Raw genomic sequence first — 15,295 nt, forward strand, 5'->3', positions numbered from 1 at the left:
GCGGCAACCGATGTCGCTTAGGCGGAGACCGAGTTGCGCACGCGCAGGAAGCGGATGGCGCGCTGGGCATCGGCCTCGGAGAGCTTCTGATAGAGCTCCAGCTCGTGCTTGGCGTCGAGCGAGGTGCGCTGCAGGCGCTTGCGGCGCAGATCGGCGACCGACTTGAAGGCGTCGTCCGACACCGAGAGATAGCGGCACAGCACGGCGATCGGGCCTGCCTCGTCGCGGAACATGACGCGCGAGACGTCGACGTCCTTGAGGTCGGCGAGTTCGCGCAGCAGCATGGCGATGTCGAGGGCGCGATTGTCTTGTGCCAGCGCGACGATCATGTCGTTGAGCTGACGCTTGCCCTGCTTGATTTCGGAAACGATGACCCGCAGCTCGAGGCGCGACTGCTGCGCCTTGCGCAACTCGTCCTCGACGCGGGCGGCGGTGGCGCGGGCCAGTTCGTTGAGGTCGCCGGAATCGGCGGCGCCGGCGATCTGGCCGAGCTTGGCCTTGAGTTCGTCCTCGAGGAACGGGACCAGCTGACGGGCGTTCTTCTGCGGCAGGTCCTGGCGTTCGACCAGATTGGCCTGCAGCGTGCGGTCGTGGGTCGCGCGGGCGGCCAGCGTGTCGAAGCCGACGTCGGAGAAGCGGGCACCCTGGTTGCTCGACACCTTGTGCAGAACGCCCTGGTCGCCACGGCGCACCAGCACGTCGGTGACGACTTCCGACAGGGTTTCACGATGCGAGATCGCGAGCAGGTGATCCTGGGAGTGATTTTCGGCGATGTGCTTGAGGTCGTGGTCGGTCAGCGCGGTCGAGTTCTGCAGCACCGGCGAGGCGACGGAAATCTCGTCCTGCGCCAGTTTCAGCATCAGTTCGCGCGGCGACAGATCCTCATGCGACAGACGCTCGGAAACCTCGGCGCGGATTTCCACCGTCACTTCATCGATGACGCGGGACACGACATCGCCGAACAGATCCTGATTGGTCTTCTTGGCGTCGTCGGAACCGGACTGGAAGAGATCCGTCAGTGCGCGCAGCAGGTCTCGCCGCCGCTCGCCCGAGGATTCTCGAGCCATATTCGTGAGGTCTTCGAGGAGATTGGACTGCACTGCTTGTTCCGCCCGCTTACTACCCAATGGTCAGCAATACTGTGCGGGAAGAAGTTTGATATTGTGTTAGCTCGACTTGGAAAATTGTCTCAATACAGATTTCCTTCCTGATTTCAGGGCTTTGTCCGATCGGCATATTGGCGATGCCGAGCGCGGATCAGCGCCATTTGCCGCCCGACCGGTCGCCATCGGCGGCCTGTGGCGGTTCGTGCTGCAATGCATCAACGAATTGGCTTCGTCACCTGTCGAGACGGGCGTATAATCGCCGGACCAAGCGACTCGCGGGAGGAAACGCGATGACGATGGAACGAGGCCTGAACATCCTGATGTTCGCTGTCGTATTCACCTTCGTGGTGGGTGTTGCGCTCGGAACAATCTGAAAAAGAACAGCTTGGAAGCGCAGCCTTCGGGCAACACGATGAGAGATATTTGAGCGCCGGCCTGCCTTTCGCGGGGAAAGAGGGCGCGTTTATCTGATGCTTGCCGTCTTCGACGAGACGGGAAAGCAGGGGTTTTCTTTTGCTCCTGGCGTTTTCCATTGCTCTTGGCCGGGCCATTCTCTACAACGGCGCGAAATCCTTCAACAAAGATGCGGAGTCGGGGCTGAGCCATGGCGCGGCAGTTCATCTACCATATGCACGGCCTGTCGAAGGCCTATAGCGGCAAGCGCGTTCTCGAGAACATCAACCTGTCCTTCTATCCCGATGCCAAGATCGGCGTGCTCGGCGTCAACGGTTCGGGCAAGTCGACGCTGTTGCGGATCATGGCCGGGATCGACAAGGAGTTCACCGGCGAAGCCTGGCTCGCCGAGGGCGCGACCGTCGGCTATCTGCCGCAGGAGCCGCAGCTCGATGAATCCAAGGACGTGCTCGGCAACGTCATGGACGGCGTGAAGGCAAAGAAGGCGCTGGTCGATCAGTACACCGAAGTCTCCATGAAGCTGGCGGAAGATTATTCCGACGAGCTGATGGAAGAGATGACGGCGCTGCAGGACAAGATCGACGCGCAGAACCTGTGGGATCTCGACAGCCAGATCGAAATGGCGATGGACGCGCTGCGCTGCCCGCCGGGCGATGCGGGCGTCGAAAATCTGTCGGGCGGTGAACGCCGCCGCGTCGCACTGTGCCGGCTGCTTCTCGAGGAGCCCGATTTGATCCTGCTCGACGAACCGACCAACCATCTCGACGCCGAGACGGTGGCGTGGCTCGAAAAGCACCTGCGCGAATACAAGGGCTCGGTGCTGATCATCACCCATGACCGCTACTTCCTCGACAATGTCACGGGCTGGATTCTCGAGCTCGATCGCGGCCGCGGCATTCCCTACGAGGGCAACTATTCGGTCTATCTGGAAAAGAAGGCGAAGCGCTACGCGCAGGAGCAGCGCGAGGATGTTGCGCGCCAGAATGTGCTCGACCGCGAGCGCGAATGGATCGCCGCCAGCCCGAAGGCGCGGCAGGCGAAGTCGAAGGCGCGTATCCGGGCCTATGACGAACTCGTCCAGCGCAACGCGGACCGTGTGCCGAGCGCGACGCAGATCGTCATTCCGGCCGGCCAGCGGCTCGGCCAGAACGTCATCGATGTGGAACATCTGTCGAAGGGCTATGGCGACCGGCTGCTGATTGACGATCTGTCGTTCAAGCTGCCGCCGGGTGGCATCGTCGGCGTGATCGGTCCGAACGGTGTCGGTAAGTCGACCCTGTTCCGCATGATCACCGAGCAGGAAAAGCCGGATGCCGGCTCGATCGCCATCGGCGACAGCGTCGATCTCGGCTATGTCGACCAGTCGCGCGACGCGCTCGACGGTAACAAGACCGTCTGGGAAGAAATTTCCGAAGGCAACGAGATCATCTATCTCGGCAAGAAAGAGATCAATTCGCGGGCCTATTGCTCGTCGTTCAACTTCAAGGGCGGCGACCAGCAGCAGAAGGTCGGCTCGCTGTCGGGCGGCCAGCGCAACCGCGTGCATCTCGCCAAGATCCTGAAGTCGGGCGCCAACGTGCTGCTGCTCGACGAACCGACCAACGATCTCGACACCGAAACGCTTGCCGCGCTCGAAGACGCGCTTGAGGATTTCGCCGGCTGCGCCGTGGTCATCAGCCACGATCGTATGTTCCTCGACCGCCTTGCCACGCACATTCTCGCCTTCGAGGGCGACAGCCATGTGGAGTGGTTCGAAGGCAACTTCGAGGACTACGAGAAGGACAAGGTGCGCCGGCTCGGTGCCGATGCGGCCAACCCGCACCGGATCAAGTACAAGCCGCTGAAGCGGTAACCTTTTCCGACATGTGAAATGACGAACGCCGCCCTTTTCGGGCGGCGTTTTTATTTCTAGGCGCTCTGACGTTTACGTAAGAGTCCGGTTCGTGCGCGGGCCTACTGCTCGCATCCCCAGACGCGCACGGCGCAGCTTCCGCCGCCCTGGTTGCGGCAGGCTTCAACGGCTTTCTTCTGGGCGGCTTCGGCGTTGCCATCAAGGCCAACGCCCTGTGCGCCGCCGGGGCAGTTGGCATAGGCCGCGCAGCCCTTGGAGAAATTGGCGACGACTGTGCACTTGGCGCCGCAGCTCGCGATAGCGGCCTTGTCGGCGTCGGCCTTGGTTGCCATGCCGTAGGAGTAACCGTAGCTGCCGCTCATGCGGTCCGCGGCGAGCGCGCCTTCGGCATGCGCCGAGGACAGCGATGCGGCAAGCGTGCCGGCGACAAAGGCTGCGACGAGGAACGGGCGGGCGGCGAGAATTCGGGGAAGCATACGTGTATCCTTCATTGGCGCGTCACGCTGCACCAGGACATGCCGGAGCAGGGCGCGCGGGGTTCCGCCTCTCAAATATCCATGGCTCAGCATGGACAGCCTGAAGTCTGCCACGGCGAAGGACGCGCGGCGCTGTGGGCCGTTGTCGCTGGCAAACAGTCAGGAAGGGTGCGTTACTTGTCAGCGAAGGCGGAATCGTTGCTGGCGAACCAGGGCTTCACGTCGACGATCGGGGTGCCGTCGAGGCAGTCGATGCCGCGGATCTCGATGCGGCCGGCGTCGATGTCGAGATTGAGGATCTCGACGCGGGCAAGCGCGATCGGGTTCGGCCGCACCGGCGAGCGCAGGGAGAAGACGCCGCGCAGGCCCGGCTTGTGGTTGGGGGTCTGGACGATCAGATCGCGGCGGGCGTGGTGCATCCAGTAAAGTACGAAGAGATGGCTGGCCTCGTCCAGCCCCTGCAGGCCGGGCCGGTAGGGCTCGTCAATCTCGAGCGTTTGTGTTGTACCGCTTGCAAGCGAGGTCTCGGTGTTGCGCGGGCAGTCCTTGCGCTCGCTCCACGGCGTGCGAACACGACCGATGAAGACGACGCCGGCGTCGGGGGTCAGCTCGGCGGGATCGAAGTCGAGGGTGATTTCGCCGGGGCGGGCAGGATCGGTCATGGCAAGGCTCGCTGATTGCGGAAACGGCACCGCCACCCGCAAGGGCGACGATATCGAGAGTCGCCACATTACAGCATTTGCCGGCGCACGGCTGCCTTGCGCCAGAACAAATGGCGGGGCCGCCGCCCCGCCTTTGCGTCGCTAAATCACAAGCCGTTCGCCACCGATCGGCTGTTCGGTGCGCATGCCGAACTCATGGCCGGCATCGGCGAGAAGGCACCACAGATAGTCGGCCATCGACCAGCGGATATAGAGGTCGAAGGCCGGCTTTGGCGTGCCGCTGCGCATGTGGATGACCGCCTGGGCCTTGGCGAACACGGTGCCGCGCACTTCGCCTTCCTTGAAGGCGCGCTCGTGCATATCAAGCGCGGTCAGCTTGGCCAGCGCCTCGCGGGCGTGGCTGCCGCCAATCTCGATCACCGTGTAATAGTCGCTGACAGCGACCACCTGGTGCGGCTTGCCGGCAAGCGCCTCCTCGATGCGGGCCGCGAGATCGGCTTCCGCGTTCGGCGCGGTGACGATCATCCACTCGTCCGGGCCGAGCCAGAGAACGGTGAGCTCATCCGTCGCTGTGGTCTGCGGTGACGCGTGCGGCAGCGCGGTGCCGAGCACCGGTTCGAGCGCGGCGGCGTCGGCGGGGTCGCAACGCAGGACGAGCTTGCCGAGGAACGGGCGTTCACCGATGCAGCAGGTGCAATCCGGGGTCAGCAGCGGCGAGCGGTGGGAGAGCGGCGAGCGGCGGGTCAACTCAACCATTGGCCTTGTCCTCCGTCATGCCCAGAAAGTCGGTTTCGGTGATGGTGGCGGGCAGCGGCGCCTTGCCGTTTCGGGCGATATAGACCGTCTCGCCCATGCGCGCGCCACCCGATTTGACCACGCCCATGGCAATCGAGCGGCCGAGATTGGGGCTCATATAGCTCGATGTGACGTGGCCGAGCATGGGCACTGGCGGGGCCGGCTCATGCGGCGTGCCGATGATCTGCGCGCCTTCCATCAGCACCTCGTTCGGGTCCTCGGTGAGAAGGCCGACGAGCTGCTTGCGGTCGGTGCGGACGGTGTCGGTCCGGCTCAGAGAGCGCTTGCCGATGAAGTCGCCCTTCTTCTGGCTGACGATCCAGTCCATGCGGAGATCGCCCGGCGTCATCGTGCCGTCGGTCTCCTGTCCGACGATGATGAAGCCCTTTTCGGCGCGCAACAGGTGCATGGTCTCGGTGCCGTAGGGCGTGAGGCCCATCGGCCAGCCGATATCCAGAATATGCTCCCACAGCGCCAGGCCATAGGTCGCCGGGATGTTGATCTCGAACGAGGTCTCGCCGGTAAACGAGATGTGGAACACGCGCACCGGGATGCCGCCGACATGAGCCGTCGTCCAGCTCATGAAGGGCAAGGTCTCGGGATCGAAGTCGTCGCAGACGGCGGCGACGATGTCGGCCGCTTTCGGACCGGAAATCGAGGCGACTGCCCATTCCTCGGTGACGCTGGTCAGATAGACGTCGAGGTCGGGCCATTCGGTCTGCAGATAGTCCTCAAGCCAGGTCAGCACGCGGGCGGCGCCGCCGGTCGTCGTCGTCATGTGGAAGTGATCGTCGGCGATGCAGGAGGTGACGCCGTCGTCGAACACCATGCCGTCCTCGCCGAGCATCAGGCCGTAGCGGCAGCGACCCGGGGCGAGCTTCGACCAGGCGTTGGTGTAGACGCGGTTGAGGAAGGTGCGGGCGTCCTTGCCGCGAATGTCGATCTTGCCCAGCGTCGAGGCATCGAGCACGCCGGCGGTGCGACGGGTCGCCTTCGATTCCCGCTGCACGGCGTCGTGGAAGCTCTCGCCGGGCTGCGGATAGGCGCGGGCGCGCAACCAATCTCCGACCGGCTCGAAGGTCGCATTGGCCTTGCGATGCCACTCATGCATCGGCGTGGTGCGGCGCGGTTGGAAATGGCCGCCGACATGCTGGCCGGCAAGGGCGCCGAAGGCGATCGGCTTCCAGGGTTGGCGGAAGGTGGTGGTGCCGACTTCCGGGATCGTCTTGCCGAGGGCATCGGCGATGATGCCGAAGGCGTTCAGATTCGAGATCTTGCCCTGGTCATTGCCCATGCCCATCGTCGTGTAGCGCTTGGCGTGTTCGACCGAGGCATAGCCTTCGCGCACGGCGAGTTGCAGGTCGGCGACCTTGACGTCGTCCTGCAGGTCGACAAACGCCTTGGTCTTGCCGGGGGGCTCGTCATGCGGCGCGAACCACAACGCTTCGATGCCGCGCGGTTCGGGTTCCATGTGGGCGATGCCGGGAATGGCGGCCGGTTCGATGGAAAAACCGGCGCGCGTTGCGGCGGCCGCACCGACCTCGGCGCCTTCGAGCAGGCAGCCGGCAAGCGTCGCCGTGCCGTTGGCGCTGCCGGCCGAGGTGGCCTTCTGCCACGACGTGCCGGGCCGGAAGGACGCCATCTCGTCGTCCCAGCGCAGCTGGCCGCGCGACTGGGCGAACAGGGCGACATTTGGCGACCAGCCGCTCGACATTGCGAGCAGGTCGGCTTCGATGGATTCAAGGATCGGGCCGATGCCCTTGCCCTTGCGGCGGGCAACCACGAGGTCGGTGATGCGGTGGCGGCCGTTGGTGTCGACGACGACGCTGTTCATGCGCGTCGGGATGTTGCGCTTCGCCGCCATTTCCATGAGCTCGGGGGCGCAGGCCTCGCGGGAATCGACGATGGCCGCAACGCGGGCACCGGCATCGTGCAGGTCGAAGGCGGTCGCCCAGGCGGAATCGTTGTTCGTGAAGATGACCGGGTTCTGGCCGGGCATTGCCGCATAGCGGTGCATATAGGTGCGCACGGCGCTTGCCAGCATGACGCCGGGGCGGTCGTTCTTGTGGAACACCATGGCGCGCTCGATACCGCCGGTCGCCAGCACCACTTCCTTGGCACGGATGCGCCACAGGCGCTGGCGCGGCTGCGAGCTCAGACGGGCGCCGGGGGCGAGATGGTCGCTGACCTTCTCCCAAAGGGCGACGAAGTTCTGCGCGTAGTAGCCGATTGCCGCGGTGCGGGTGAGCACGGTTGCTTCTGGATGCTCGGCGAGTTCGGCGCGGGCCTTTTCGACCCACTCCGTCGGCTTCATGCCGTCGAGGGACAGCGCATCGGGGCCGTCGGCGGGCAAACTCAGGAGACGTCCGCCAAGCGCCGCGGTTTCTTCGGCGAGGATGACGCGGGCGCCGGAACGTGCGGCGGACAGCGCGGCCATCAGGCCGGCCGGGCCGGCGCCGATCACGAGAACGTCGCAATGGCGGTTTGTCGACTCGTAGCTGTCCGGATCGGGGCCGTCAGGCGCCACGCCCATGCCGGCGGAATTGCGCACGAGCGGCTCGAAAGTCTCCCAGGATCCCGGAGGGCCGATGAATGTCTTGTAGTAAAAACCTGCTGAAAAGAAACGGGAAAACCAGTCGTTTACAGCGTATACATCGTATTTAAGGGACGGCCAGCAGTTCTGCGGGAAGGCTTCCAGACCATCCCATATTTCCTGCTCCGTGACCCGCGTGTCGGGGTCGGTTTCCGCGCCACGTCCGATCTGGACGAGACCCGCCGGGTCTTCCGGGCCGGCGCCGACGATGCCGCGCGGGCGGTGATATTTGAACGAGCGGGCGACGAAATGGACGCCGTTGGCGATCAGCGCGGAAGCAAGCGTGTCGCCGGCACAGCCCTGATACTCGGTGCCGTCGAAGCGGAAGCGCACCGGCGTGCCGCGGTCGATGATGCCGCCATGGGCGAGGCGAAAAGGTTCGGTCGTCATGCGCCCTCTCCCATGATGCCGGTCGGAGCCTTGGGGGCGGCGTCGGCGATCGTCCGGGTGCTTTCGATCTTCACGGCGTCGTTGCCGGAGCCGATCAGTTCGCCGCAGGGCGTCGCCGGGTTCGCGGCGTCGATCGCCGGCGGTTTGGCACCCATTTCGTAGACGGCGAGGAATTCGTCGGTCGCGGTGTTGCGCAGCGCGTTGAAGTAGCGCCGGCAGCCGGCGGCGTGGTTCCAGCGCTCGGCGAACACGCCCTTGGTGTTTGTGCGCAGGAAGACGAAGTCGGCCCATTCCTCGTCGCTGAGCTTTTCGGGCTCTTTCGGACGGGCGATATGCGCTTCGCCGGCATAGGCGAACTCGGTCTGGTCGCGCGGGCCGCAATAGGGGCAGGTGATGACAAACATGGCGGGCTGTTCCCTAGTGTGCGACGGCGGCGGCGCCGTGCTCGGCGACGAGGGCGCCGGAATAGAAGCGGTCGAGGGTGAAGGGCGCTGCAATGGCGTTCGGCTCGTCATTGGCGATAAGGTCGGCGAAGACGTGGCCGGAGCCGGGCGTCGCCTTCCAGCCGCCGGTGCCCCAGCCGCCATTGACGTAGAAACCCTTCACCGGCGTCTTGGTGATGATCGGGCTCGCATCCGGGCAGACGTCGACGATACCGCCCCATTGGCGCATCATTCTGAGCCGCGAGAAGATCGGGAACATCTCGATCATCGACCCCATCTGATGCTCGATGATGTCGAGCGAACCGCGCTGGGTGTAGCTCAGATGCGCGTCGATGCCGGCGCCGATGACGAGTTCGCCCTTGTCCGACTGCGAGCAATAGGCGTGCACCGCGTTCGACATGACGACGCAGGGGTTCACGGGTTTGAGCGGTTCGGAAACCAGCGCCTGCAGCGGGTGGCTCTCGATCGGCAGGCGGATGCCGGCCATCTTCGCGACGACGCTGGTGTGGCCGGCGGTGACGCTGGCGATCTTCGGCGTGTGGATCGTGCCGCGCGTCGTCTCCAGACCGGTGACGCGTCCTTCCTCGATCTTCAGCCCGGTGACTTCGCAGTTCTGGATGACGTCGACGCCAAGCTTGTCGGCGGCGCGGGCATAGCCCCAGACGACGCCGTCGTGGCGATTGGTGCCGCCGGAGCGCTGCAGGGTGGCACCGATCACCGGATAGCGGATGTCCGGCGAGATGTTGAGGATCGGGCAGAATTCCTTGACCTGCTTGGGGTCGAGCCATTCGGCGTCGACGCCGTTCAGCCGGTTGGCCTCGACGCGCCGCTTCAACTGGCGCGCCTCGCCCTCGTCATGGGCGAGGTTGAGGACGCCGCGATGGCTCATCATGATGTTGTAGTTGAGTTCCTGGGCAAGCGTCTTCCAAAGGTCCAGCGCGTGGTCGTAGATCGCGGCCGATTCGTCGTAGAGATAGTTAGAGCGGATGATCGTGGTGTTGCGCCCGGCATTGCCGCCGCCGATCCAGCCCTTTTCGATCACGGCGATGTCGGTCATGCCGTGTTCCTTGGCGAGATAATAGGCGGTTGCGAGCCCATGTCCGCCGCCGCCGATGATGACGGCATCGTAGGAGGCCTTGGGTTCCGGCGCGCGCCAGGCGGGCTGCCACCCGGTATGTCCCCGCAACCCCTCACGCAGCAAAGAGAAAAGCGAATATTCGGCCATGCGGCCCACCCTCGATCAGACGGAAGATTGCCGGCGTCATGCCAGCACTGGAAATCGCAGGCTAGCGCCTAACTGCCGTCAAATCGAGCCGCAAGAGGACATTGACGTTTCCGATTGCGACATTGGCGGGAAAGGCGCGGCGGATCGAGGTGACGTTGCGCCGCGCCGTGCCGGTTATGCCATGGCGTTGAACAGCAATCCGAGCGCCAGCGAGCCGATCAGCGCGAACGCCAGATAGGTGAGAAACACCGGCAGCCGGGCGAGTGCGAAGACGGCGATCGCGGCTGGGATCGAGGTCACGCCGCCGGCCAGCAGGAACGCCATGCCGGCGCCGGGCGCCATGCCCTGATCGATCAGCCCGGAGACCAGCGGCAAGGCGGCATAGCCGTTCAGATAGGCCGGCACGCCGACGAGGGTGGCGAGGATGATCGGCATGATGCTCTCGCCGCCGACCAGAGACACGACCATGTCGGCGGGCACATAGGCGACCATGAGGCTTTCGAGGAAGAAGGCGAGGGTCAGCCATTTGCCGAGGAAATTGAGATTCTGCAGGGCGTTCTGGCGGAATTTCGTGCGGCGGTCCGGTTCGTTCCAGAACTGCCAGTGCACTTCGCTCGGATTGCGCACGGCGGAGGCGCCGCAGCCGCCATTGCCGACGCCTTCGCGCAGCGGGGTCGCGAACGCGCCGGACGACAGCAGGGCCCAGGTGCCGTAGCCGCCGATCATGCCCATGGCGACGGCCGCGAAGGTCTTGAAGAGCGCGAAAGTGGTGCCAAGCGTGCCGACGGTCAGCACGAACATGGACGGATCCATGATCGGCGAGGCGAGCCAGAAGGCCATCACGGCGGGTAGCGGCACGCCCATCGACAGCAGTGCCGCGATCAGCGGAATGACGCCGCAGGAGCAGAACGGCGACAGGGCGCCCATCAGCGAGGCGGCGACGATCATCCAGGCCGGGTGGCCGGAAAAGGCGCGGGCGATCAGATTGTCGGCGCCCGAGGCCTTGGCGTAGGCCGCAACGCCGATCGAAAGCAGCAGGAAGGGCGACACGCCGATCAGCGCGCGAATGGTGAACTCGATCGACTTTGCCGCCTGGGTGGAGTCGATCGCCGCCAGCACGGCGAAGGCAAGAGCGAGGAACACCCAGACCCGATCGATCTTCGGCAGGGACGACAACACGCCCGCGCGTTCAACCCGTTCATTCGCCATGCTGTTCTTCCTTATTTCGATATCACCGGTTTTATCGGTGTATTTGCGCAAAAAATTTTCAGGCGACGTCGTCGACCGCATCGTCGGCGAAGCCACAGCAGCATTCCTCGACGAGAAACGCGCTGAGGGTCTGGATCGCGTCATAGTCGGCGACGCTGATCACTTCGCGGCCCTGCCTTTCCTGGGTGATAAGCTCTGCCCGGTGCAGGCTCGCCAGATGATGGGCGAGCGTGGAGGCCGGAATTGAGAGGCGCTTCTGAAGGTCGCCGACATTCATACCGCCGCGGCCGGCCTTCACCAGCACGCGGAACAGGCGCAGGCGGGTCCGGTTGCCCAGAGCGGCAAGCGCGTCGGCGGCGGTGTCTTCGGTCAGTCGCGGCATCACATCAGTCCGTAGTTCCAGTCCGATATATCTATAAAACCAGTTTTCTAGTTATGTCAATCCCGACAACCGAAAACGCCCCGGCGGAGAGGCCGGGGCGTTGTCAGATGTTTGCAAAGGAAGCGGCCTTCTGTTGGCCCCTCGCAGAGAGGTCAGAACAGGCCTTCGATCTGGCCGTCGGCGTCGAGGCCGATCGCTTCGGCGGACGGGTGCCGCGGCAGGCCGGGCATGGTCATGATCTCCCCGCAGATGACGACGATGAAGCCGGCGCCGGCGGAAAGTCGGACCTCGCGGATCGGCACGCCGTGGCCGGTCGGGGCGCCGCGCAGGTTCGGGTCGGTCGAGAAGCTGTACTGGGTCTTGGCCATGCAGATCGGCAAATCGCCGTGGCCCTGCTCCTCCCAGGCGCGCAGCTGGTCGCGGATCTTCTTGTCGGCGAGCACTTCGCTGGCGCGGTAGATGCGGGTGGCGATGTCCTCGATCTTGGCGAACAGGCCCATCTTGTCGTTGTAGAGCGGGGCGAACTGGGCAGCGCCGGAATCGGCGATTTCGGCCACCCGGCGGGCGAGATCTTCGGTGCCGGCCGAGCCGTCGGCCCAGTGGCGGCACAGGATCGCTTCCGCGCTGTGTTCCTCGCAATAGGTCTTCACCGCCTCGATTTCGGCTTCGGTGTCGGCGCTGAAATGGTTGATGGCGACGACGACCGGCACGCCGAACTGCTTCACATTGGCGATGTGGCGGCCGAGGTTCTCGCAGCCGGCGACGACCGCTTCGACGTTCTCGGGGCCGAGGTCGGCTCTCGCGACGCCGCCGTTCATCTTCAGTGCGCGGATGGTGGCGACGATGACGGCGGCATCGGGCTTCAGGTCGCCCTTGCGGCACTTGATGTCGAAGAACTTTTCAGCGCCGAGGTCAGCGCCGAAGCCGGCTTCGGTGACGACGTAGTCGGCGAGTTTCAGCGCTGTCTTCGTCGCGACCAAAGAGTTGCAGCCATGGGCGATGTTGGCAAACGGGCCGCCATGGATGAAGGCGGGGTTGTTTTCCAGCGTCTGAACGAGGTTCGGCTGCATGGCCTGCTGCAACAGCACGGTCATGGCGCCGTCGGCCTTGATGTCGCGGCAGGTGACCGGCGTCTTGTCGCTGCGGGCGCCGACGACGATGTTGCCGAGCCGCTCCTGCAGGTCGGCGAGGTCGCGCGACAGGCACAGGATCGCCATGATCTCGGAGGCGACCGTGATGTCGAAACCGGCCTCGCGCGGATAGCCGTTGGCGACGCCGCCAAGCGCGGACACGATCTGGCGCAGCGAGCGGTCGTTCATGTCCATCACGCGGCGCCAGGTCACCCGGCGCGGGTCGATGCCGAGTTCGTTGCCCCAGTGGATGTGGTTGTCGATCATCGCGGCGAGCAAATTGTGCGCGGCGGTGATGGCGTGGAAGTCGCCGGTGAAATGCAGGTTGATGTCTTCCATCGGCACGACCTGGGCATGGCCGCCGCCGGCCGCGCCGCCCTTCATGCCGAAGCAGGGGCCAAGCGAGGGCTCGCGCAGGCAGATCATCGCCTTCTTGCCGATACGGTTGAGGCCGTCGCCGAGGCCGACCGTTGTCGTCGTCTTGCCTTCGCCGGCGGGCGTCGGGCTGATCGCGGTGACGAGAATGAGCTTGCCGTCAGGGCGGCCGTCGAGCGAGGCGATGAAATCGGCGCTCACCTTGGCCTTGTCGTGGCCGAAGGGAATGAGGTGGTCGCTGTCGATGCCGAGATTCTCGCCAATCTCCCAGATCGGCTTCTTCTTCGCGGCGCGCGCAATCTCGATGTCGGACTGCGGTTTTTCGGCGGCGCCTGATGCCATGACCCTCTCCTCGCTGTCGTGCCGGGCTGTCGTGCCGGACGGCTGTTCGATCCGTGCCGACCATGACGACGAAACCCGAGCCGATCTCGGCTTTGGTCGACCAAACCTGTCTTATCTGCGACAGGGGCGGGACGAAAGGGGGCGAGGGGAGAGGAGCCGCAAACGTGTTGCGCGCGGGCAGCCGGATCGCTTGCCCGAGGCGCTTTCCGCGCGATGCGCGCGGATTTTTCGAAAGCGGTTAAGGCCGTTCAGATCACATTGAGAGCGGCTTTTGCCGAACTCATGACTTCCGGCTGATCCTCCATGCGGAAGCCGGCCTGCAGGAGCTCGGTGGTGTATTTCTTGTTGTAGATAAATGCCCAGACGATGTTGATGACGATGCCGAGGACGCCGGCGGAAATCAGCGAAAACAAGATCGAGGCAATGGTGATGCCGATCCCGACGCCGAGATCGCCACGGAAAATCGCCGGAATGCCTCCGAAGAAAAAGCTCGTCCAACTGAAGCCGTAATACCCTGTCTTCACAACGCCGGTGGTTGGATTGACCAGTCTGATTGCGTGAGCCATCGCTGCACCTCGAATTATCGCGCCTAGCGGCCGTGATCGTCGTTCCTGACTATCGACCAGATGCAGCGAAACAATCAATAGTTGTTTAAAAGAGATACACACCAAAAATGATATACCCTCGAGCGTGCAACGATGATGTCGAAGCTGCGACATATGTATTGCCCTCGCGTCATATCGCCCGCTAGTGTGCCGGTTGGCACTGCTTCACCGTGGCGCGCGGGCCAGGGGAGCCGGTGAGTGGCGAGGCGATTGCGCGGGGCAATCGACGGCGGGCGGAACGACGCGCATGGCGGCAGGCGACAAGAACGCGGCAACGCAGACGGGCGGCATCGAACCGGTTCGGCATTTCGTCTTCATTCTCATCCCCGATTTCACCCTTATGGCGTTCTCGTCGGCGGTCGAGCCGTTGCGCATGGCCAACCGCGTTCTGAAGAAGGAAGCCTATTCCTGGTCGGTGGTCACGCTCGACGGCCAGCCGGTGAAGGCCTCGAACGGGCTCAGCGTCGTTCCCGACGGGTCGCTTGCCGATCTGAAGACCGGGCGGCTCGGCTTTCACAGACCCGACATGGTGCTTGTCTGCTCCGGCGTGACGGTTGAACGGTTATCGAGCGCCGATCTGTTCGGCTATCTGCGCAGACTGCATGGGCAAGGGGTGCCGATCGGCGGCATGTGCACCAGTGCGTGGCTTCTGGCGCGCGCGGGACTTCTGGAAGACCGGCGCTGCGCGATTCACTGGGAGACGCTGCCCTCCTTCGCCGAGACCTTCCCGGATGTGGAAGTGCAGGCGGATCTGTTCGAGGTCGAGGACAATATCTACACCTGCGCCGGCGGCACCGCGGCGATCGACATGATGCTGCATCTGGTCGGTGAGCAACTCGGCCCGGCGGTTGCCGAACGGGTCAGCGAGCAGTGCATCATCGACCGGGTGCGCAAGCCGCAGGACCGCCAGCGGCTGCCGCTCAACGCCCGGGTCGGCGTGCACAATTCGAAGCTTCTGGCGATGATCGAGCTGATGGAAAGCCATCTCGCCGAGCCGCTGACGCTTGCGCAGATCGCCGATAAGACGGGGCTGTCGCGGCGCCATGTGGAACGGCTGTTCCGTCAGCTTCTTGGTCGCTCGCCGGCGCGTTATTATCTCGATCTCAGGCTCGATCGGGCGCGCCACCTGTTGCTGCAGTCTGATATGTCGATCGTCGAGGTGGCGATTGCGTGTGGCTTCGTCTCGGCGTCGCATTTCTCCAAATGCTACCGCGAGCTCTATGGCCGTTCGCCGCAGGCAGACCGGCGTCAGGCCGGCGGCAGCACGGCTCCCGATCTGATCAGCTAGCAGCCAGT

Annotated in this window: 13 protein-coding genes; 2 read left to right on the forward strand and 11 right to left on the reverse strand. The window is 64.4% G+C overall.

What is annotated here, in order from left to right; genetic code table 11:
- Positions 1–17: 17 nt before the first annotated feature.
- Complete coding sequence (locus C0606_09785; protein ID PLX38481.1) at positions 18–1,100, reverse strand: hypothetical protein; 1,083 nt, start codon at positions 1,098–1,100, stop codon at positions 18–20.
- A gap of 610 nt (positions 1,101–1,710) precedes the next feature.
- On the opposite strand from C0606_09785, the gene C0606_09790 reads away from it, so the two are divergent.
- Complete coding sequence (locus C0606_09790) at positions 1,711–3,372, forward strand: energy-dependent translational throttle protein EttA (GenBank protein ID PLX38482.1); 1,662 nt, start codon at positions 1,711–1,713, stop codon at positions 3,370–3,372.
- 101 nt (positions 3,373–3,473) lie between these two features.
- Here the strand turns inward: C0606_09790 and C0606_09795 are convergent, their stop codons facing one another.
- The 10 genes from C0606_09795 to C0606_09840 all read right to left on the reverse strand — a co-directional run bounded on the left by C0606_09795 (position 3,474) and on the right by C0606_09840 (position 13,960).
- A complete protein-coding gene (locus C0606_09795) occupies positions 3,474–3,941 on the reverse strand; it encodes a hypothetical protein (GenBank protein ID PLX38483.1) in 468 nt (155 codons plus the stop codon).
- Positions 3,942–4,021: 80 nt separating this feature from the next.
- Positions 4,022–4,510: a tRNA (N6-threonylcarbamoyladenosine(37)-N6)-methyltransferase TrmO gene (gene tsaA, locus C0606_09800; GenBank protein ID PLX38484.1), complete on the reverse strand. Its 489-nt coding sequence runs from the start codon at positions 4,508–4,510 to the stop codon at positions 4,022–4,024.
- A gap of 141 nt (positions 4,511–4,651) precedes the next feature.
- On the reverse strand, positions 4,652–5,266 hold the full coding sequence (locus C0606_09805) for a sarcosine oxidase subunit gamma (protein ID PLX38485.1): 615 nt from the start codon (positions 5,264–5,266) through the stop codon (positions 4,652–4,654).
- Positions 5,259–8,288: a sarcosine oxidase subunit alpha gene (locus C0606_09810; protein ID PLX38486.1), complete on the reverse strand. Its 3,030-nt coding sequence runs from the start codon at positions 8,286–8,288 to the stop codon at positions 5,259–5,261. The genes C0606_09805 and C0606_09810 overlap by 8 nt, the downstream gene beginning before the upstream one ends.
- On the reverse strand, positions 8,285–8,692 hold the full coding sequence (locus C0606_09815; protein PLX38487.1) for a sarcosine oxidase subunit delta family protein: 408 nt from the start codon (positions 8,690–8,692) through the stop codon (positions 8,285–8,287). Before C0606_09815 ends, C0606_09810 begins: the two co-directional genes overlap by 4 nt.
- 13 nt (positions 8,693–8,705) lie before the next feature.
- The gene (locus C0606_09820) at positions 8,706–9,956 is read right to left on the reverse strand and encodes a sarcosine oxidase subunit beta (protein ID PLX38488.1); all 1,251 of its coding nucleotides are present in this window, start codon (positions 9,954–9,956) and stop codon (positions 8,706–8,708) included.
- Between the two features lie 174 nt (positions 9,957–10,130).
- A complete protein-coding gene (locus tag C0606_09825; GenBank protein ID PLX38780.1) occupies positions 10,131–11,165 on the reverse strand; it encodes a permease in 1,035 nt (344 codons plus the stop codon).
- A 58-nt stretch (positions 11,166–11,223) separates the two neighbouring features.
- Positions 11,224–11,547: a transcriptional regulator gene (locus C0606_09830; GenBank protein ID PLX38489.1), complete on the reverse strand. Its 324-nt coding sequence runs from the start codon at positions 11,545–11,547 to the stop codon at positions 11,224–11,226.
- Between the two features lie 152 nt (positions 11,548–11,699).
- Positions 11,700–13,394, reverse strand: a complete 1,695-nt coding sequence (locus C0606_09835; GenBank protein ID PLX38490.1) for a formate--tetrahydrofolate ligase — start codon at positions 13,392–13,394, stop codon at positions 11,700–11,702.
- Positions 13,395–13,642: 248 nt separating this feature from the next.
- Positions 13,643–13,960 carry a hypothetical protein gene (locus tag C0606_09840; protein ID PLX38491.1) on the reverse strand — a complete coding sequence of 106 codons (318 nt, stop codon included), beginning with the start codon at positions 13,958–13,960 and terminating at the stop codon, positions 13,643–13,645.
- A gap of 286 nt (positions 13,961–14,246) precedes the next feature.
- On the opposite strand from C0606_09840, the gene C0606_09845 reads away from it, so the two are divergent.
- Positions 14,247–15,287 carry an AraC family transcriptional regulator gene (locus C0606_09845; GenBank protein ID PLX38492.1) on the forward strand — a complete coding sequence of 347 codons (1,041 nt, stop codon included), beginning with the start codon at positions 14,247–14,249 and terminating at the stop codon, positions 15,285–15,287.
- The last annotated feature ends 8 nt before the right edge of the window (positions 15,288–15,295 follow it).

Source organism: Hyphomicrobiales bacterium (assembly GCA_002869065.1).
Lineage (GTDB): Bacteria > Pseudomonadota > Alphaproteobacteria > Rhizobiales > Rhodobiaceae > Rhodobium.